The following is a 19,262-nucleotide window of genomic DNA, read 5'->3' on the forward strand; positions in this document are numbered from 1 at the left end:
TTCCGGGCAGCCCGACCGGCGCAGGGATCAAGCCTGACCGCCCGGAGCCGGTCGGGCTGCCCGGAAACCCCCACGGACCGCACCCCGACGGACCGCACACCCACGGACCGCACCCCCACGGACCGCACACCCACGGACCGCACCCCCACGGACCACACCCTCACCGGGCCAGATGCGGAAGTCGCGCGGGCCGAGATCGGGCGTACCCGGGACGAGGCATGGGCGACGGCGGTGGGCCACGTCGAGCGGGGGCTGGCCGTGGCGGTGGACTACGGGCACTTGCGTGCGAGCCGGCCCCTTGCGGGTTCGTTGACCGGGTACCGGGGTGGGCGACAGGTGCCGCCGCTGCCGGACGGGTCGTGTGACGTGACCGCGCACGTCGCCATGGACTCGGTCGCCTCTGCCGGTGAGCGGGTCGCGCGGTGTGCGTACTCCCTGCGGACTCAGCGGGAGGGGCTGCGAGCGCTCGGGGCGGACGGTGGGCGACCACCGTTGAGCCTGGCCTATCAGGACCCGGCCGGGTACGTGCGGGCGCTGGCCGAGGCGACGGCGGCGGCCGAGTTGACCGATCCGGCCGGGCTCGGCGGGCATCTGTGGCTCTGGCAGCCGGTCGGGCTGGCCGTGGACCGGCTGCCACTGCGGCCCTGACGTTCATGGCACGATGGCGGGCATGACCACGGGCGACCTGCGCGAGCTGACCGTCGGCACCGGTGCCGGGTTGGTGGCGGGCACCGGCGGGGAGCAGCTCGGCACGGACATGGTGCTCAACATCGGGCCGCAGCACCCCTCCACCCACGGTGTGCTGCGGCTCAAGCTCGTCCTCGACGGCGAGCGGGTGATCGCCGCCGAGCCCATCGTGGGCTACATGCACCGGGGCGCGGAGAAGCTGTTCGAGGTACGCGACTACCGGCAGATCATCGTGCTGGCCAACCGGCACGACTGGCTCTCCGCCTTCGCCAACGAGCTGGGCGTGGTGCTCGCGGTGGAACGGCTGATGGGCATGGAGGTGCCGGAGCGGGCCACCTGGCTGCGGATGGCCCTGGCCGAGCTGAACCGGGTGCTCAACCACCTGATGTTCCTCGGCTCGTACCCGCTGGAGATCGGCGCGATCACGCCGATGTTCTACGCCTTCCGGGAACGGGAGACGCTCCAGACGGTGATGGAGGAGGTCTCCGGCGGGCGGATCCACTACATGTTCAACCGGGTCGGCGGCCTCAAGGAGGAGGTGCCGTCAGGCTGGACCGGCCGGGCCCGCGCCGCCATCGGCGAGGTACGCCGCCGGATGCCCGACCTGGACAACCTGATCCGGCGCAACGACATCTTCCTGGCCCGGACCGTCGGGGTGGGGGTGCTCTCCGCCGCCGACGCCGCCGCGTTCGGCGCCTCCGGGCCGGTCGCCCGGGCCTCCGGGCTGGACCTGGACCTACGCCGCGACGAGCCGTACCTCGCCTACGACCAGCTCGACGTGCCGGTGGTCACCCGCACCACCGGCGACTGCCACGCCCGCTTCGAGGTCCTCCTCGACCAGGTGTACGCCTCGTTGGACCTGGCCGAGCAGTGCCTGGACCGGGTGGACCGGCTCACCGGGCCGATCAACACCCGACTGCCGAAGGTGCTCAAGGCGCCCGAGGGCCACACCTACGCCTGGACGGAGAACCCACTCGGCATCAACGGCTACTACCTGGTGTCGCGGGGTGAGAAGACGCCGTGGCGGCTCAAGCTGCGCACCGCGTCGTACGCGAACGTGCAGGCGCTCGCCACGCTGCTGCCGGGCTGCCTGGTGCCGGACCTGATCGCCATCCTCGGCTCGATGTTCTTCGTCGTCGGCGACATCGACAAGTAGGCCGGTGACCGGTCAGCGCCAGCGGCCCCGGTCGGGCTCGTAGCCCTGACGGTCGTAGCCGGGCTCCTCGGCCTGGTGCCGCCGCCCGTACGGCTCCGGTTCCGGCCGTCCACGGACCGGTTCGGGCTGCTGACCACGCTGGCGGGGTGGCCGCCATTCCTGCGGCACCGGGACCCCGCCGGGCGGTAGCGCCGGCTGGCCCTCCGGCTCGCCCCAGCCTTCCCGCCACGCCTCCTCGCGGGCACCGCCACGCCGAGGCTCGTCCTGCCGCACGCTGGCCCAGCGATCCTGCATCCGGTACTCGGTGCCGCTCTGGTCGGCGTGCACCTCGGCACGCCGTTCACCGACCCGCAGTTCCCGGCCCTGGTCGTCGTCGCGTACGGCGGCCCAGCGGTCACCGGCGCGCATCTCCGCCCAGTACTCGCCGGTGTCGTCCGGTCGGGCCGTCCGGCTCGCGGCCGGGGCCTCGGGAGCCGCCTCCCACCGCGCGGCGCCACCGTCCCATCCCCGGTCGTCCCGGCCCGTCTCCCGGTCGTCCCGGTATCCGGCGTACTCGTCCCGGTAGGCGGCACGGTCGTCGCGATGTCCGGCACGGTCGTCGCGATGTCCGGCGCGGTCGTCGCGATGTCCGGCGCGGTCGTCGTGCGAGCCGGTCCAGGAACGTTCCTGGTGCGGTTCCGCCCAGGAGGCGTCCTCCTCGCGGGCCCGGCCGGAGCGAGAACGGTCGTCGGCCCGGCCCGCACCGGACCAGGGCCGCTCCTCCTCGCGGCCGGGCGGGGGCGACCAGGAGCGGTTCTCGCCCCGGTGGCCGCGCTCGTCCGCGTCGGACCAGGACCGCTCGTCCCGCTCGGCGGCGTGACCGCCCCGGGACCGCTCCTCCGGCCAGGACGTCCCGTAGCCGCCGTACCGGCCGCCGGACTCCCCGACGCCGCCGTCCACGACGGTGTGCCGGGTGGTGACGTGCACGGTCTCGGTGTGCCGGACCACCCCGTGCGGGCGGTGCGCATGGTCACCCGAGCGGTTCTCCGCCTCCTGGCGGTTCGCCGCACCGTAGACCCCGGCGGTACCGGCCGGGCGTTCGGCGCCGTACCCGGACGGCCGCTCGTCGCCGCCGCGCGACGCCGGGCGTTCGTCGTGGTATCCACCGGTCGCTGCGGCGTCGGGTTCGGCGGACGCCGCCGCGCCGTACACCCCCGCAGCGGCGGGCTCCGCGACCTGGGCCGCGCCGTACGTGCCGGCCGGTCCGGCGGGTCGCTCGGTGTACCGGGGCGGTGCCTCCGCAGCGGGCGCCGGCACGCGAGCCCGTCCGGGGCCGGGCGCCTCGTCGGTACCGGCCAACTGAGCGGCGCTGGCCTCCAGCCGACGCCGCAGCCCGGCCAGTGCCTCCTGGGCTCGCTGCGCCTCGTCGAGCGCCTGGTTGCCACGCTGGGCGGCGGCCACGATCTCGCCCCGTAGTTCACGCCGGAGTTCGTCGAGGTCCGCGCGCAGCTCCTCGCTCCGCGCCGAGCCGTCCCCCTCGGTCCGCAGCGCGATGGAGAGGCCGATGAGCACCACGGCCATGATGGCCAGCACCGCGGCGAAGCGGAGCGGGCCGTTGCCGTCGGCAACCAGCAGGATCAGCGCCGCGACGGGGGCCAGGGCCACACCGCCCCAGAAGAGCGCTTTGAGCATTTTCTTGTTGCGCGCGTCGACGGGTAGCGGGGCAGGCATGGGTCCCCACCCTACCGAGAGTTGCGGTGGGTGGGAACGGCTCGGCCGAAGACCTTTCGGTCGGCGTTGCGCCGATATCGCCGTACTTGGCGGGGACCAGCGACGACGCGGCGCCCCCGGCCGGATCGACCGAGGGCGCCGGGTGTCGACGGGTCAGCTCTGCGCGTACGCCGCGTCGGTCGAGAAGACCAGGCCGACGCTGATCGTGCCGTTACGCAGACCGGTCTTGGTCAGCGGGCCGCCACCGTCCAGCGACGAGAAGGAACCCACCGTCAGGCCGTACTTCTCCTCCAGGCCGGGCTTGCAGAACGGGCGCTCCTGGCACTCCGGCGGGCCGCCCAGCACGGTGGCCGTGCCCGAGCACTTCTCGGCCAGCTCGGAGAGGGTCCGCACGCCGTACTTGTCGGCGAACTCCTGGGTCACCGCGAACGCGTTCTGGCTCTGCGCGGCGGCCGGAGCACCGAAGGTGAGGCCGGCCTTCTCGCCGAGGCCACGCAGGGCGGTGACGGTGGCCTCCACGTCCGGCGAGGAGACCGGCTGGCCGCCGCCCGCCTTGCCGTTGAGGAACTCGGCCATGGTGGCCGCGTACTCCGGCACGACCTGGATCTCGCCCTTCTCCAGCGCCGGCTCGTACAGCTCCCGGTTGCCGATCTGCTGAACGGTGACCTGGTAGCCGGCGGCGGTCAGCTGGATCTTGTAGAGCTCGGCGATGATCTCGCTCTCGGTGAAGTTGCCGGCGCCCACCGTGATGCGCCCGCCCGGTCCCCGCTCGACCCCGTCGGCCAGCGAGTTGGCCGTGGCGAACTCCTGCGCGGCCACCTGGGCGCTCTTGCGGTCCACGTCGACCGCCTTGTTGAGCTGCACCAGCTTGGGGGTGTCGAGCACGGACGAGACCTTGTCCAGCGCCGCGACGAGCTGCGGGTTGGCCACCTCGCTGTTGATCGCCGGGATGATGTTGTCCGCGTTCTGCAGGGACTTGTCGTCCTCGAGCGCGATGAGCTGCTCGCCGGCCACCGGTGCGCAGCCCTCCCCCGAGGCCCCCTGCTGCGGCGCCTCGGTGCCGGACGAGCCGGCCTCGCCGCACCCGGCCAGCACGCCTGCGGCGGCGATCGCGCCGACGAACGCGATGGACAGTCTTCTACCTGCGCGCATGTGCCCGCCTTCCGTGTCCCGGCGCGACCCCCTCGGGCCGGCCGCGTGTCCGACGGGCGATCGCATCAGCCGCCCGCAGTCCCACCCAACATCGTGGCGGCAGGCACCGACAACCTGGAGAGAACTTCGTCACCGGAACGTCACCATCCGTCCACGACGGCAGCGTGCGAAGCCGCCCGGACCGGTGCGAACGGGCGGCTCAGGTGCCGGTGACCGCGTCCGCCGCGCGTCGTGCGGCCCGGCGCCGGACGCGACGCAGCGGGCGCGGGGTGACCATCCGCTCGACCCACGCGAAGATGAGTTCGACGCTGACCGCGAGCGCGGCCACCAGCAGGCCACCGGCGAGGATCTGGCCACCGCCGACCGCGATGCTCAGCCCGAAGCCGAATCGGATGATCTCCCCGAGGCCACCGCCGTTGACGAAGGTCGCCAGGGCCGCCGTGGCGACCACCTGCACGGCGGCGGTCCGGAACCCGGCGGCCAGGTAGGGCACCGCGAGCGGCAACTCGACGCGGCGCAGCACCTGCCCGCCGGTCATGCCCATCCCCCGGGCCGCCTCGCGGATCTGTGCGTCCACCTGCCGCACCCCGGTGTACGCGTTGGCCAGCAGCGGCGGCACCGCGAACACCGCCAGGGCGACCACCACGGCCGGGCGGCCGAAGCCGAGGAAGGTCAACGGCAGGATGGTCAACAGCGCCAGCGTGGGCACCGCCAGGGTGACGTTGGAGACCAGCACCACCAATCCGCCGCCCCGGCCGGTGTGTCCCAGCCACAGGCCGAGCGGCCAGGCCACCAGGCAGCCCAGCAGGACGGCAGCAGCCGACATGCTCACGTGCTCGCCGAGCCGGTCCAGCACCCCGCCCGGGTTGGTCCAGTTCAACGGGTCGTTGAGCCAGAGCACCGCCTGCTCCACGGGATTCATGGCGTCCTCCCGCCGGCCCGCCGGCCGGCCATCGCGCCCGCGCTCATCCGACCCGCCCGCGCAACCACGGGGTGAGCAGCCGGCCGACGCCGACCAGGAACAGGTCGAGCACCAGCGCCAGCAGTACGCAGAGCAGCGTCCCGGTCATGATCTGGGCCTTGTAGAAGTTGTTCTGGAAACCCGCGAAGATGATCTGCCCGAGGCCGCCGCGCCCGATCACCACGCCGACGGTGACCAGCGCGACGGTGGAGACCGTGGCCAGCCGCAGGCCGGTGAGGATGCCGGGCAGGGCGAGCGGCAACTCCACCCGCAGCAGCCGGCCCCAGCGGCCGTAGCCCATGCCCTCGGCCGCCTCGCGCACCTCGTCCGGCACCTGGTTGAGGCCGGCCACGGCGTTCCGGACGATCACCAGCAGCGCGTAGAGCACCACCACGCTGAGCACCGTCGCCACCCCGATGCCCAGGTACGGCGCGATGAACGCGAACAGCGCCAGGGACGGGACGGTGTAGAGCACCCCGGTGAGTGCGAGAATCGGACCGGTCAACGGCCGGAACCAGTACGCCACGACGGCCAGCGGGATGGCGATCAGCGCCGCGATCAGCACCGCCCGTAGGGTCAGCGTGGTGTGGTCCCGCAGGGCGGCCAGCACCGTGTCAGAGTTGTCCCGCACGTACTGCCAGGAGAACCACGGGTTACCCGGGTCGGCCCGGTAGCTCAGGCGGAAGGACATACGTGGACGTTACCCCGGTCGCCGACGACGGTCAGCGCGCGGCGTCGATCACTCTCGACGGTATCGGCAAGCGGTATCCGGACGGCACCGAGGCCGTCCGCGACCTCAGTCTGCACATCGACGCGGGCGAGCTGGTCGTGCTGATCGGGCCCTCCGGTTGCGGTAAGTCGACCGTGTTGCGGATGGTCAACCGCCTGATCGAGCCGACCGCCGGACGGATCGTGCTCGGCGACTCCGACGTGACCCGGGTCGACCCGGTCAAGCTGCGGCGGCAGATCGGGTACGTCATCCAGAACGTCGGGCTGTTCCCGCACCAGACGGTGGCCGCCAACGTGGCCACCGTGCCCCGCCTGCTCGGCTGGCCCCGGGACCGGGCCCGGCGGCGCGTCGACGAACTGCTGGAACTGGTCGGCCTCGATCCGGCACAGTTCGGCCGGCGCTACCCGCACGAACTCTCCGGCGGTCAGCGGCAGCGGGTCGGCGTGGCCCGAGCGCTGGCGGCCGACCCGGTCGTGCTGCTGATGGACGAGCCGTTCTCCGCCGTGGACCCGATCGTGCGGACCCGGTTGCAGGAGGAGTTCCTGCGGCTCCAGGCCGAGGTCCGCAAGACCATCGTCCTGGTCACCCACGACCTGGACGAGGCGGTACGCCTCGGCGACCGCATCGCGGTGCTCTCCGAGGGCGGCCACCTGGAGCAGTACGACACCCCGGCGGCCCTGCTCGGCAGCCCCGCCACCCCGTTCGTCCGCGAGTTCGTCGGCGCCGACCGGGGCATCCGGCGGCTGGCGGTCACCCCGCTGACCCGCGAGGTGCTCGAACCGCTGCCCGCCGACGGCACGGCGGAACTGCCCTCGGTGCCGCTGGGCCGTTCGGCGTACGACGCGTTGGCGGTGCTGCTCACCTCGGCGCAGGGCCGGGCCATCGTCACCGAGGAGGGTCGCCCGGTCGGAGTGCTCAGCCGGGAACGCGTGCTCACGCTGGCCGAACCGACCGGCTGAGCCGCGCCGCACCTCGGGTCCGCACCGAGCCGGGCCCGCCGGTGCGGCAGGCCCGGTCCCCGGTCGGCGGACGAGGTCAGCGGCGTCCCCGGTATCCACCGAGGGTGGCGATGCCGATGATCCAACCGGTGAACAGGCCGTACTCGGCACCGTCACCGGCGGCCTGGAAGGCGCCGAGCAGCGACGGGTTGGTGCGGATCAGCGCGGTGAGCAGGGCCGCGAAGGCCCCCGCGAAGACGTACGCCGCCCAGCCGGCGAAGAACTGACTGAGCGTGCCCCGGGCCCGGGCCAACTGCGAGCCCGGCAGGAGGTACAGGAATACGAAGGTCATCACGACCACGAGAATCGCCTTGAGATCAGCGGCGAAGATCTCCTGGATCGAGTCGGAGGAGTCGAACCGCCAGGCCGGCCAGGCGAGAAGTCTCAGGAACCAGCCGCCGGCGCTGTCCGGGTCGGTGTTGTCCCGTGCCCAGTCGGCGTACCAGGGGCTGCCGAAGACCAGGACCAGGATGAGCGCGGCGAGCGTGCCGGCGCCCGGTGCGGACTTGTATCGATTGGTGAGAGCCATGGCCCCGCTAGTTCCCAGCACATCGACACGGGCAAACGCGAGGCGCGCTTTATGGTGGTACGCCCTGTTCCGCGGCGGGCTCCGACCCGCTCGGTCAGTGCTTCATCAGGTAGTCGATGAAGGCGGCACGCAGCAGCGGAGCCGACTCCTCGTAGCCGTGGCCGGTCATCTCCCGCCACAACGCGACGGCCTCGTCGATCGTCGGCCCCACCGAGTTCGGCGCACCGTCCAGGGCGGCGGCCTCGTCCGCATTCGGCAGACGCCGCAGCACCGACCAGAAGAACTTGACGTCCCGGTTCTCCCGGGCGAGCGCGAACGCCTGCTCGCGCAGCTCCTCCGTGGAGAGGGCGTCCAGCTCCTCGAACGACCGGCCGCCGGAGATCGATGATGTGTCGGTCATGAGCCGAGCCTAACCGCCGAGATCACATTCGGCGCGTCGACGGCACGCGGGAACCACCGCCCGTCAGCGATCCTCGGCGTCCCACGGGCGCGGGCCGGTCTCCCACCGGCGGGGCCCCCACGGGTCGGTGGTGCTCGTCGGCGGCTCTGCCGGAGGCATCGGCGGCCAGTCACCGACCGGCTCCGGCCGTGGCAACGTCCACCCGCCGCCGTTGGTGGCGTCCGGCGGCGGGGGCGGCGGCGCGACCCGGAACAGCGGCGCCGGACGCCCGTACGCCTCGACCAGCCGGGTGACCACCAGACCGGTGGCCAGCACCACCCCACCGACCGCCCACCGGCTGACCGTCCAGCCACGGGTCTGCGCGTACGCGAGGAACAGGCCGATCGCGCCGGCCGTCAGCAGCGTGCCGAACACCCCGCCGCGCAGCCCGAAGGCGCTGGTGCCGGCGAGCACGGCCGCGCCCACCGCCAGCACCGTCCAGTCCAGCCCGGTCGCCGGGGTCACCGCGCCCTCGGCGGAGGCGACGAGTGCACCGGCGAGCATCGCCAGGACGGTGGAGACGACGTACCCCAGGGTGGTGACGACCGCCGCGGCCGTCCCCCGCCGCCGGGCCGGGTCGGCGACCGGACGGAACCGGCCGACCAGCCGACGGATCGGTCCCAGCGCCCCGAACAACGCGCCGAACACGGCGATCGCGGCGAAGCCGACGAAGAGCTGGCCGGCGACGCCGCGCGGGTCGAAGTCCCCCTGCACCAGCACCGGCGCGGAGCGCTGCTCGATGTAGACGATCACGCCGGCCGCACCCGCCAGGCTGGCCGCCCAGCCGGGCACGTGCAGCACCACGACGAGCAGCCCCAGCAGCAGTCCACCGAGGGCGGCCACACCACCGGCCAGCCCGACGGCCTCGACCAGGCCCCGGTCCGACTGTTCGGCGAAGTGCAGCCCGGCCGCGACCGCCACCGGACCGATCGCCAGGTTCACCGCAGCCGTACGCAGGCTCAGCCCGGCGGCCAGCGCCAGCAGGCCGAGAGCGACCACCTCGACGATGAGTACGCGCAGCCCACTGCCCCGCAGGACCGCCGGGTCCTCCCGCCAGACCAGGTAGACCAGCGCGGCGAAGCCGAACAGCAGGAGCGTCTCCCAGACGATGTGCACACCGAAGCGGTCCGGGCCGGTCTCGCACTGCGGGTCGTCGGGACCGGGCTCCGCCACCGCGACGGGGGCGGCGGAGGTCGGTTCCGGGAGTTGACTCCGGCCCGCGTCGTCGTACGCCATGATCGTTGCCTCCCAGCAGCCGCCGGGAACCCATCGACGCACCGGCGGTGACCGTCACTTCTGGTCGCAGGCACCGTACCCGCGCGGCGGAGCCGGGCGTAACCCCGCGTTCAGCGTCGAGGCGGGCGGCTCTCCCAGTCGTCCGGCTCCTGCTCGTCCTCCGGCCGCTCCGGGACCCGGCAGGAGCGCTCCAGCCAGAGCGCGGCCGCCACCAGCGCGACCGAGGCCACCAGCCCGGCGATCGCCGCCGGCCGATCCGCGCCGGCCGCCCGGGTGCTCTGCACCAGCAACCAACCGACCAGCCCGGCGTACGCCCCGGCGAAGATGGCCCCGACCAGGGCGGACGCCTTGGCCAGCACGACGAAGCGGGCGACCATCAACGGGTTGACCGGGTCGCGGCCGGGCCGACGGTCGATGCGACCACGGGTGTTGACCGCCGCGTACGCCTCCAGCACGGCCAACCCGGCCAGGGTCACCACCGGCAGCCAGGGCAGTGGCGGCAGCCCGCTGTAGTAGAAGCTGCTGATCAGCAGCCAGGTCACGGCGGCGGCGGCCAGGGCGGCGACCACCAGGGTCGAGATGCGCGTGGGACCCATCCGCGACTCGTCGTCGGGGGGCGTGGACCGCGTCATGCCGGTCCTCCGTCACGCCGCGTGCCGGTCAGGGCCACCGCGGCGCCGCGCCGTACGGCCGACCCGCCGTGCTCGCCCGTGTCGACTCCGCTGCGCTCGCTCATGGCGTCGACTCTAACGTCAGATCCGGTCGTGGGCTCAGTTCCGCGACCTCGGCGGCGAGCGGCCCGGCGGTGAGCAGATCGGTCAGCCAGCCGTGTCCGGGCAACCGGCCGTAGGGCTGGATGTCGATCCACGGCCGTAGCACGAAGGCGCGCAGGTGCGCCCGGGGATGCGGCAGGGTCAGCTCGGGATCGTCGCTGAGCACCGGTTCACCGTCGTCGCCCCAGACCGCGATCACGTCGACGTCGAGCGTGCGCGGACCGAACCGCCGCTGTGGGTCGCGGACCCGCCCGGCGGCCTGCTCGGCGGCCCGGGCCCGCGCCAACCAGTCGTACGGGCCGGCGTCCGGGTCACCGACCAGCACCACCGCGTTCAGGTACGCCGGCTGCGCGATGTCGCCCCAGGGCGGCGTCTCGTACACCCCGGAGACCATCAGCACGCTCTCGCCCAGCGTGGCCACGGCGGTACCCAGGTGGTCGAGGCGGTCACCCAGGTTGCTGCCCAGGGAGAGCACCGCCCGCGTCATCGGGTACGCGTCCGGCGCATCGTCACGGCCACGTCACCGAACGCGTGCGGCACCGGCGCCTCGGGCTTGTGCACGGTCACCGTCGCGGCGGACACCCGTGGATCGGTCAGGCAGACCTCGATCAGGCGGTCGGCCAGCGTCTCGATCAGGTTGACCGGCTCGCCGGTGATCACCGCGACCAGACCGTCGGCCAGTTCGCCGTAGTGCACCGTGTCGGCCACGTCGTCGGAGCGCGCGGCGGGGCCGAGGTCCAGCTCCAGGACGACGTCGACGACGAACTCCTGTCCCCGGGCGCGCTCGAAGTCGTACACGCCGTGCCGGCCGTGGGCCCGCAGGCCGGTCAGCTCGATCCGGTCGGTCATCGCCGTACCTCCCGGTCGGCCGCTCCGACAGGCGGTCGGCTCTCCGGCACGCCGCCGAGCCGGGGAGCGCCGGTGGCCTGCCAGACCGCGAGCGCGTCCACGGTGGCGCGCACGTCGTGCACGCGTACCCCCCAGGCGCCGGCGGCGACCGCGAGCAGGCTGGTGGCGACGGTGGCCGCCGCCCGTCCGTCGGTGGGTCGCGGGGTGCCGTCGGGGCCGGCCAGCAGCAGGCCGAGGTAGGACTTGCGGCTCGCGGCGAACAGCAGCGGGTAGCCGAGGTCGAGCAGTTCCGGCAGCCGGGCGCTGAGCTGCCAGTTGTGCGCCGCCGTCTTGGCGAAGCCCAGGCCCGGGTCGATGATCAGTCGGTTCTCGGACACCCCGGCGGCGAGCGCCGCCGCCACCCGCTCCCCCAGTTCGGCGCGGACATCGGCGACCACGTCGTGGTAGCTGGCCAGCTCGCTCATCCGCCGGGAGTGGCCACGCCAGTGCATCAGCACCCACGGGCAGTCTGCGTCCCGGACGACGCGGGCCATGTCCGGATCGGCCAGGCCGCCGGAGACGTCGTTGACCACCACCGCCCCGGCCGCCAGCGCGGCCTCGGCGACCCGGGCCCGGGTGGTGTCGATGCTGACCGGTACGCCCGCCGCCGTCAGCTCCCGGACCACCGGCAGCACCCGGGCGCTCTCGGTCTCGGCGTCCACCCGGTCGGCGCCGGGCCGCGTCGACTCTCCACCGACATCCACCAACGCCGCTCCCTCGGCGCGCAGCCGGACGCCGTGTGCGACGGCCGCGGCGACGTCGGCGTAGCGTCCGCCGTCGGAGAACGAGTCGGGCGTGACGTTCAGAACGCCCATCACCACCGGGGCCGGGGCCCGTACCAGATCGGTCACGACTAGACGGTACCGGTCCGTCCCACCGCCCTGAGCAGGCCCGCGATCCGGGCGCTGACATGGCGATTAGAACGTGTGTACTATCGGTCGTCCGGGCAGCTTCGGGCAGACTCTTCGCGGCTTGTCGCAAAGGGGGGCGGCCCGTACGCTGTGGAATTGCCCAGCATCGAGATGGCGAGGCGTGGAGGGGAGGGCCGAAGCGGGGTAATTCGCCCAAAAATCGCCACTTTCCGTGGCGAGTGACACACGCAGGGTCTCAGTCGCTGTACCGACCGAGCACCGATCCCGCAAGGCTTGCCTACTGCACCACCGCGGCACCGCCGGCCGCGACTTGGGGAGGTTCCAGTGATCGCCATCGAGCTGATGGAAGCGGCGTCCAGCAACGCCGCCCACCTGCTCTCCACTGTGGCGTCGTCGATCCCGCTCGCCGCCGACGAGCCGACCGGGATCAACACCGAAGGCGTCGTCACCTTCTTCGCCAGCAAGATCGCGCCGATCCTGCTCGCCGTCCTCGGCGTCATCTTCATCGGCCGCGCCAGCCGGGGCGAGATCTCCAAGGTGCTGACAAGCTCCGCCATCGCGATCGTCGGGTTGGCCTTCATCGCCGGAGCCGCCACCCTCTTCTTCATCGGCGACTTCCTGATCAACCTGATCTTCGAATAGGCGCGGGCTCGACATGCGGCTGCGCACCGACGACGACATCTACCGGGCCCGCCTGGTCTATCTCGGGCCGCCCGGCTACACCCTTCCGGTCCACCTGCCGTACGCCCAGTACGGGCTGTTCATGCTGCTCGTTCCCCTCTACATGTTCATCCACTGGTTGTTCACGTTGCAGGTCGAGCTCTTCCCCGCCTGGGAGATCGCCCTCGCCATCGTGACCACCTCGTTCGTCTTCCGGTACGTCGACCCGGACCGGCCGGCGCGCATGGTGATCCGTACCGCGCTGACCGACTGGCGACGCACCCGGGAGCCGGCCGCCGAACAGCGCGATCCGCGCCTGGTCGGCAGCAGGATCAGGATCCGGGAGGAACTCGCATGACCGGCTGCACGCCGTACCGGCCGTCCCACAGGTTGCCGGGCCGTCCCGGCGCCGCCGAGGCGACACACGGCTTCCCCACGGCCACCACGGACGCGGGCAGGGCGGTCGCATGAGCCCCTCCTCCACGCCGGGATCCCCGGCCGGGCGTCCGGCCGCACCGCACGGTAACCGTGCGCGATCATTCGACTACCCGCAGAGCGGTGAGCTCGACGAGGCCGAGCTGGATCCGGCGCTCGCCACCACCCCCGGCCACGGCGGCGTGGGCGTCTTCCAGGCCCCTCGCCCGCCGCAGCGCCGCTCGGTGTCGGCCGAACCCGCACCACCGCCCCCGGCCCCCCGCGACGGCGCCGACATCGACTCGCCCTTCCTGGACCTGTTCGGCGGCACCTACGCCCGACCGGGTTCCGCCCAGCGTGCCCTGCCCGGGCGGAGCGTGCCGCAGCAGGTGCCGCCACCGCCGCCACCGGTCGTCCCCCCGGCGCCGGTGACGCAGCGTCCGGCCGCACCACACCTGCCCGCGCAGGCCACCGGCCCGACCCCGGTCGTCGCGCGACCGGCTGTCGAACCTCCCGTGGTCACCGCGCCCGCCGTTCCGCCGCCGCCCGCCCGGACGCCGGCACCGGCTCCCGACCGGCTTCCGAACGCCCGCCCGCCCGTCGACGACCAGCCGACCCGGGCCGAACGGTCCGCGCGCCCCGGCGTCAACGAGCACCCGGCCCGCGACGACCGTCCGCAGCGCGAGCCACGGCCGACCCGCGACGAACGCCAGCCAGCCGACGAGGCCCCACCGGCCGAGACCGTCCCGCCGTCGCGGCGGACGCCGGCACCCGCCGCCCGGACGACCGCCGCGCCCCGGCAACGCTCGGTGGAGCGGCGTGACCGTCCGGTGAAGCCGGCCCGCGTCCGCCCACCGAAGATCAAGTTCGGCGACCGAGACCCGTCGGTCGAACTCGCCATCACCGAGATCGCCGGTCACCTGACCTTCACGCCCAACACCGTCACCGCCTGGTACTGGCTGCCGGAGGTGCGCTGGGCGTTCCGGCCCGACGCGGAGCGGGAGGCGCTACTCTCGGCCATCTCCGAGCAGTACGCCGGCCTGGCCGGATTCCGGTTGCACCTGCGGCGCACCACCCGGCCCTTCCCGGCCGACGAGTGGGCGCGCACGATCGATGCCAACACCGCCGCCCCGCTGCCGGACGTCCCCGACACCCCCAGCTGGGCCGACCACCTGGTCGCGGCGCAACGGCACCTGCTCTCGGTCAACCACGCCGAGGGGCAGACCTACCTCGGCGTCACCTTCGCGCGTCGCTCGCTCGGCGACTCGCTCACCGAACGGGTGCTGCGCACCTTCGGCCGAGGCGTGGCCGAAGGCGAACGCCGCAAGCTCGGACGCACCGTCGAACAGTTCGACGAGGTCCTGGGCGCGTTCGGCATGCGGGGCCGCCGGGTCACCTCGCAGGAGCTGGAATGGCTGCTGTACCGCTCGGTGGCGCTCTGCATGGCACCGCCCGGTGCGCTCTCGCCCATCACCGACGGGCGCTGGGAACGCGGCGACCTGCTGGCCCTCACCGAGCAGGTCGAGCGTTACCGCACCCCGTACGGTTCGACGGTCAAGCTGGTCAACCGGATGACCGGCGAGGAACGGCACGTGGCGGTGCTCGCCGTCGGCCGGATGGAGCCGCTGGAGATCCCCGAGCGGCACGAGCCCTGGCTGCACTTCCACGAGCGGCTGCCGTGGCCGATGGAGCTCTCCACCCGGGTCGACATCCTCGGTTCCGGCGACTCCTTCCGGAACCTGGAGCACCGGCTCCGGATGATCCGGTCACAGCAGCTCGACTACGCCGAGCACGGCATCGACGCACCACCCGAGCTGGAACGCCTGGCCAAGCGTGCCCTGGTGATCGGCGACGAGATGACCACCGGGCTGCCGGTCGACTCCGCCCGGGCGCACGGCTGGCACCGCATCGCGGTGGGTGGGCGTACCCGTGAGGAGTGCCTGGAGCGGGCCCGGCGGCTGATCCAGCTCTACTCGCGCGAGCTGCGCGTCTCCCTCCAGCACCCGAAGAGCCAGGACTGGCTGGCCCGCGAGTTCATCCCCGGGGAGCCGATCGCCAACACCGGATACGTCCGGCGGATGCCGGTCCCCCTGCTGGCGGCGGCGCTGCCCCAGGCCGCATCGACGGTCGGCGACCGCCGGGGCGACCTGATCGGGCGGACCGCGGGCACCTGCCGCCGACCGGTCTTCCTCGACCTGCACTTCCCGATGGAGGTCCGCGAACGCTCCGGGTTGGCGGTCTTCGTGGCCGAGCCGGGCGGTGGCAAGTCGACCCTGCTCGGCGCCCTGGGCTACCTCGCCGCACGACGTGGTGTGCAGGTGACGCTGCTCGACCCGTCCGGCCCGCTGGCCCGGCTCTGCGCGATGCCGGAGCTGCGCCCGTACTCTCGGGTGCTCAACCTGACCGGCTCCGAGCACGGCACCCTCGCGCCGTACTCGCTGATCCCGACGCCGCTGCGCAGCGAGTTCAGCAGCGGCGCGGCCGGTGACCGCGAGTTCGAGATCGCCGTCTCCAACGCCCGTGCGGAGCGGCGGATGCTGGTGCAGGACATCTGCATGATGCTGGTGCCGCCGCAGGTGGCCCGCGAGGCGTCCACCGCCACCCTGTTCCGGCACGCCGTACGCCAGGTGCCCGCCGAGGAGACCTCCACGCTGGACGACGTGGTCACCTGCCTCGGGCAGCTCGACGACGACGCCGGTCGGGAACTGGCCAACCTGCTGCTGGACACCGCCGAGATGCCGCTGGCCATGCTCTTCTTCGGTCGGCCGCCGGAGGGGCTACTCGGGCCGGACGCGGCACTCACCGTGATCACCATGGCCGGCCTGCGGCTGCCCGACCTCAAGATCGAACGCGAGTACTGGTCGGCCGAGGAGGCGTTGGCCCTGCCGATGCTGCACACCGCGCATCGCCTGGCGGTACGCCGCTGCTACGGCGGCTCGATGTCGTCCCGCAAACTGGTGGGCCTGGACGAGGCACACTTCATGGAGGGGTGGCGCTCCGGTCGATCGTTCCTGGTCCGGCTCGCCCGTGACTCCCGGAAGTGGAACCTCGCCGCGCTGGTCGCCTCCCAGAACCCGCGGGACATCCTCGGCCTCGACGTGCAGAACCTCGTCTCCACCGTCTTCGTCGGCCGGATCGCCGAGGACGCCGAGATCGCCTCCGAGGCGCTGCGGCTGCTGCGCGTGCCGGTGGACGACGGGTACGAGGCCACCCTCGCCTCGCTCTCCACCGCCGACGCGACCTCCGCCCACCGACTCGGCTTCCGTGAGTTCGTCATGCGCGACGTGGACGGCCGGGTGCAGAAGGTCCGAGTCGACGTCTCCTACGTGGACGGACTACTGAGTCACCTCGACACCACCCCCGCCGCCATCGCCGCCGCCGCAGGGGTGCTGCCGACCGTCCTGCCCGACATGGAGGCGTGACATGGCGAGGGCCCGGGCAAGGATCACGGCGTTCCTCCTGGCACTCGGCGTCCTCGCCGGAGCCACGATCAGTTGGCCCGGGCTCACCGCCACACCCGCGTACGCCGCTCCGGTCGCGTACCAGGCGCCCACCGACCTCTGTACCGTGCAGGAGTGGCAGGTCGACTTCCGGGCCTGCGTCGCGAAGCTCCAGCAGGTCGCGGAGTCGGAGGCCACCTGCCTGAACCCCCCGACACCCACCGCACCGGACTCCGGCATCGCTGGCTGGTTCGCTTCGAGACCCGATGCCTCCAAGCTGCCGGGGCCTAAGGGGCACTACACCAATTACGGCTACGCCGGCTACAGCTACAGCACGTACAAGGTCGAGTCCGGCTGCGCCACGACCCTGCTGCACCCGGATTACAAGTTCACCAACACCGTCGCCAACGGCGAGTTCATGATGGCGACGGCGATCGTCGGCGCCTCCAACGCCTTGCGTGAGCGTGCCTGGGACCCCGGGAGCATGTGGGGTTGGGCCGATCCGCTCGTGGATCAGGCGACCAAGGCGATCTACCAGAAGGTGTTCAGCGTCTTCGGCATCGTCACGCTCTGCGTCGTCGGGTTGTACCTGCTCTGGCGGTCCCGCCAGTCCGACATGAGCACCGCCATGACCACGGCGGCTTGGGCGCTGGTGGTGATGGTCGCGGTGACCGCGCTTGCCGCCTGGCCGGTCAAGTCCGCCAACCTCGCCGACGGTGCCCTCGTCTCCACATTGGGTGTCGTTCACGATGCTGTGGGCCCTGCTTCCAAGGACGTGCCGCCCGACCGTTGCGCCATGCCCAACCCGGACGCCTGCACAGACAAACGCCCTCCTGCCGTTCGGGCGAGCGATACGGCCACCGAGGGAATGCTTTACCGCAACTGGCTTCGTGGCGTCCTCGGCTCGGCCGACAGTGAGACGGCACGCAAGTACGGGGAAGCTCTCTACGACGCCAAGTCGCTGTCCTGGGATGAGGCGGAGAAGCTCCGCACCAGTCCGGAGCTTCGTGATGCCACCATCGCCGCCAAGAAGCAGCAGTGGATGACCGTCGCGGCGCAGATCGAGCGGGAGGATCCGGAGGCGTTCGAGTACCTGCAGGGCGTCCGGGACATGGACCGGGTCGGCGCGGGTTTCATCGCCGTACTGGCGGCCCTGCTCTTCGCAATGTTCGACCTGACCGCGTCGCTGCTCGTCCTGCTCGGCTTCCTGATCTTCCGGTGGGCGGTGATCGCCGCGCCGATCCTGGGCACGATCGGTCTGCTCCGTCCGGCCAGCGCCGGGCTGCGTCGTCTCGGCAACGCGGTGGTGGCGGCTCTCTTCAACATCGCGATCTTCGGCACCGGTGCCGCCATCTACCTCTTCGCTGTCGACCTCATCATGAGCACCGCCACGCTGCCGGGCTGGCTGCAGGTGGTCCTGGTCTGGCTGTGCGGAGTGGTCGGCTGGCTGCTGCTGCGCCCCTACCGGCGGATCACCCAGTTGGGCGGGAAGGACAGCAGCGAGGCGGTCAGTTCCGCCGGGTCCTGGCACCGGCGGTTCTTCCGGGACATGCGGACCGCCGCCCGGCTCGACGTGGCCGAGCCGGGCGGGACCACCGAGCCGGGCATGGGGCGGCGCCGAGCCCTGGCGCCGGAGCAGCCGAAGGTGCGCCCGGAGGCCCGGCCGGACCCGGTCCCCGTCGGCGGCCCAGGCACTCCACAGCGTCCGGACGCTCCGCAGCGCCCGGACGGCCGGGAACCCAAGGGCACACCTTCCCCGGCGGAGGAGCAACGCCCCGAGGGCCGGCCCTCCGCGCCCCGACCGCGCCGCCGCCAGCCCGCCTCCTGGATGGCGCCGGATGTACCCGAGGAGAACCCGTCGTTCGCCATCTACCGGCCGGGCTCGGCTGAGCGTGCACCCGAGAAGGTGACGCCGCGGGTTCGCTCCGAGGCCCGGTGAGCGTCGTGCGGCGCGCGATCGAGTTCGTCTTCACCCGGTTGTTGCGGTCCCGGCTGGGCGTCGCGCTCGGCATCGCGGTCCTGGTGATCGGCGTGGTCGGGGCGGCCCGGGTGGTGTCCGGCCCGGACGACTCCTCGGCCGGACTGAGCAACCGCCCTCCGGCGCCGATCACCACGGTGCACCCGACCACCGGCGACGACGGCGCGATCTCCACGACCACGACACCGTCGCCAGTCACCCGTTCCGGCGAGCCCACGCCGGAGCGGATTGCGGAACGCTTCACGACTGCCTGGCTCGGTCGACCTGGCCAGTCCGCGGAGCAGTGGTATCAGGAGCTACGCCCGTTCGCCACCCCGGCTCTCCTCGACAAGCTCGCCGGCGCGGACCCCGCAGGCGTGCCCATCGGGGAACTGACCGAGGAGGTGACCGTGCGTCCTCGGGGCGAGACCTTCGTGGAGGCGCTGGTCACGCTCGACACCGGGCGGCTCCGGCTCGAACTGGTGGCGCCGGACGGGCGATGGTTGGTCGACGCCGTGGACTGGGAGCGGGCATGAGCGAGCGTCAGCGAGTGAATCATCGTCATGGCGCGGTGGTGCCTCATGGCGGCACGAAGCGAAGCGGAGTGCCGTCATGAGCGAGCGTCAGCGAGCGAATCATCATTGCGGTGCGGTGGTGCCT

General features: G+C 72.7%; 19 protein-coding genes. 8 read left to right on the forward strand and 11 right to left on the reverse strand.

The features are described 5' to 3' along the window. Window positions 1-648 (forward strand): SAM-dependent methyltransferase (locus ABT008_RS23830; protein ID WP_350698580.1); only part of this gene is annotated, 648 nt, incomplete at its 5' end. 13 nt (window positions 649-661) lie between these two features. After that, on the forward strand, window positions 662-1,843 hold the full coding sequence (locus tag ABT008_RS23835) for an NADH-quinone oxidoreductase subunit D (RefSeq protein WP_350698581.1): 1,182 nt from the start codon (window positions 662-664) through the stop codon (window positions 1,841-1,843). Window positions 1,844-1,855: 12 nt separating this feature from the next. Here the strand turns inward: ABT008_RS23835 and ABT008_RS23840 are convergent, their stop codons facing one another. The 4 genes from ABT008_RS23840 to ABT008_RS23855 all read right to left on the reverse strand — a co-directional run bounded on the left by ABT008_RS23840 (window position 1,856) and on the right by ABT008_RS23855 (window position 6,357). Further along, window positions 1,856-3,553 (reverse strand): hypothetical protein, encoded by a 1,698-nt coding sequence (locus tag ABT008_RS23840; RefSeq protein ID WP_350698582.1) that lies wholly within the window; start codon window positions 3,551-3,553, stop codon window positions 1,856-1,858. A 153-nt stretch (window positions 3,554-3,706) separates the two neighbouring features. Then, window positions 3,707-4,705 carry a glycine betaine ABC transporter substrate-binding protein gene (locus ABT008_RS23845; protein WP_350698584.1) on the reverse strand — a complete coding sequence of 333 codons (999 nt, stop codon included), beginning with the start codon at window positions 4,703-4,705 and terminating at the stop codon, window positions 3,707-3,709. Between the two features lie 199 nt (window positions 4,706-4,904). Next, entirely contained in the window at window positions 4,905-5,627 is a 723-nt protein-coding gene (locus tag ABT008_RS23850; RefSeq protein WP_350698586.1) for an ABC transporter permease, read from the reverse strand. Window positions 5,628-5,670: 43 nt separating this feature from the next. After that, window positions 5,671-6,357, reverse strand: a complete 687-nt coding sequence (locus tag ABT008_RS23855) for an ABC transporter permease (RefSeq protein ID WP_350698588.1) — start codon at window positions 6,355-6,357, stop codon at window positions 5,671-5,673. Window positions 6,358-6,359: 2 nt separating this feature from the next. Between ABT008_RS23855 and ABT008_RS23860 the strand changes: the two genes are divergently transcribed. Next, window positions 6,360-7,355 carry an ABC transporter ATP-binding protein gene (locus ABT008_RS23860; RefSeq protein WP_350698590.1) on the forward strand — a complete coding sequence of 332 codons (996 nt, stop codon included), beginning with the start codon at window positions 6,360-6,362 and terminating at the stop codon, window positions 7,353-7,355. A gap of 76 nt (window positions 7,356-7,431) precedes the next feature. Here the strand turns inward: ABT008_RS23860 and ABT008_RS23865 are convergent, their stop codons facing one another. The 7 genes from ABT008_RS23865 to folP form a co-directional block, all read right to left on the reverse strand. Then, complete coding sequence (locus ABT008_RS23865; protein ID WP_117227373.1) at window positions 7,432-7,923, reverse strand: hypothetical protein; 492 nt, start codon at window positions 7,921-7,923, stop codon at window positions 7,432-7,434. A 94-nt stretch (window positions 7,924-8,017) separates the two neighbouring features. Beyond that, the gene (locus ABT008_RS23870) at window positions 8,018-8,323 is read right to left on the reverse strand and encodes a hypothetical protein (RefSeq protein WP_117227372.1); all 306 of its coding nucleotides are present in this window, start codon (window positions 8,321-8,323) and stop codon (window positions 8,018-8,020) included. 63 nt (window positions 8,324-8,386) lie between these two features. After that, window positions 8,387-9,598, reverse strand: a complete 1,212-nt coding sequence (locus tag ABT008_RS23875; protein WP_350698592.1) for an ABC transporter permease — start codon at window positions 9,596-9,598, stop codon at window positions 8,387-8,389. Between the two features lie 110 nt (window positions 9,599-9,708). After that, entirely contained in the window at window positions 9,709-10,194 is a 486-nt protein-coding gene (locus ABT008_RS23880; RefSeq protein ID WP_465795023.1) for a DUF3180 domain-containing protein, read from the reverse strand. 136 nt (window positions 10,195-10,330) lie between these two features. After that, entirely contained in the window at window positions 10,331-10,858 is a 528-nt protein-coding gene (gene folK, locus ABT008_RS23885) for a 2-amino-4-hydroxy-6-hydroxymethyldihydropteridine diphosphokinase (protein ID WP_350698595.1), read from the reverse strand. Further along, the gene (gene folB, locus ABT008_RS23890) at window positions 10,855-11,220 is read right to left on the reverse strand and encodes a dihydroneopterin aldolase (RefSeq protein WP_350698597.1); all 366 of its coding nucleotides are present in this window, start codon (window positions 11,218-11,220) and stop codon (window positions 10,855-10,857) included. Before folB ends, folK begins: the two co-directional genes overlap by 4 nt. Continuing rightward, the gene (gene folP / locus ABT008_RS23895; RefSeq protein WP_350698598.1) at window positions 11,217-12,110 is read right to left on the reverse strand and encodes a dihydropteroate synthase; all 894 of its coding nucleotides are present in this window, start codon (window positions 12,108-12,110) and stop codon (window positions 11,217-11,219) included. The genes folB and folP overlap by 4 nt, the downstream gene beginning before the upstream one ends. 345 nt (window positions 12,111-12,455) lie before the next feature. On the opposite strand from folP, the gene ABT008_RS23900 reads away from it, so the two are divergent. From ABT008_RS23900 to ABT008_RS23920, 5 genes are all read left to right on the forward strand, one after another. Then, on the forward strand, window positions 12,456-12,773 hold the full coding sequence (locus ABT008_RS23900) for a hypothetical protein (RefSeq protein ID WP_131054228.1): 318 nt from the start codon (window positions 12,456-12,458) through the stop codon (window positions 12,771-12,773). Window positions 12,774-12,786: 13 nt separating this feature from the next. Then, entirely contained in the window at window positions 12,787-13,149 is a 363-nt protein-coding gene (locus ABT008_RS23905) for a hypothetical protein (RefSeq protein WP_093409867.1), read from the forward strand. Window positions 13,150-13,369: 220 nt separating this feature from the next. Then, window positions 13,370-16,627: an ATP-binding protein gene (locus ABT008_RS23910; protein ID WP_502890497.1), complete on the forward strand. Its 3,258-nt coding sequence runs from the start codon at window positions 13,370-13,372 to the stop codon at window positions 16,625-16,627. A gap of 1 nt (window position 16,628) precedes the next feature. Next, on the forward strand, window positions 16,629-18,584 hold the full coding sequence (locus tag ABT008_RS23915) for an MraY family glycosyltransferase (protein ID WP_350698602.1): 1,956 nt from the start codon (window positions 16,629-16,631) through the stop codon (window positions 18,582-18,584). Beyond that, window positions 18,581-19,138, forward strand: coding sequence for a hypothetical protein (locus tag ABT008_RS23920; protein WP_350698604.1), 558 nt, complete (start codon window positions 18,581-18,583; stop codon window positions 19,136-19,138). The genes ABT008_RS23915 and ABT008_RS23920 overlap by 4 nt, the downstream gene beginning before the upstream one ends. Window positions 19,139-19,262 lie beyond the last annotated feature (124 nt).

This window comes from Micromonospora sp. NPDC002389 (genome assembly GCF_040296095.1).
In the GTDB taxonomy this organism is placed as follows: domain Bacteria; phylum Actinomycetota; class Actinomycetes; order Mycobacteriales; family Micromonosporaceae; genus Micromonospora.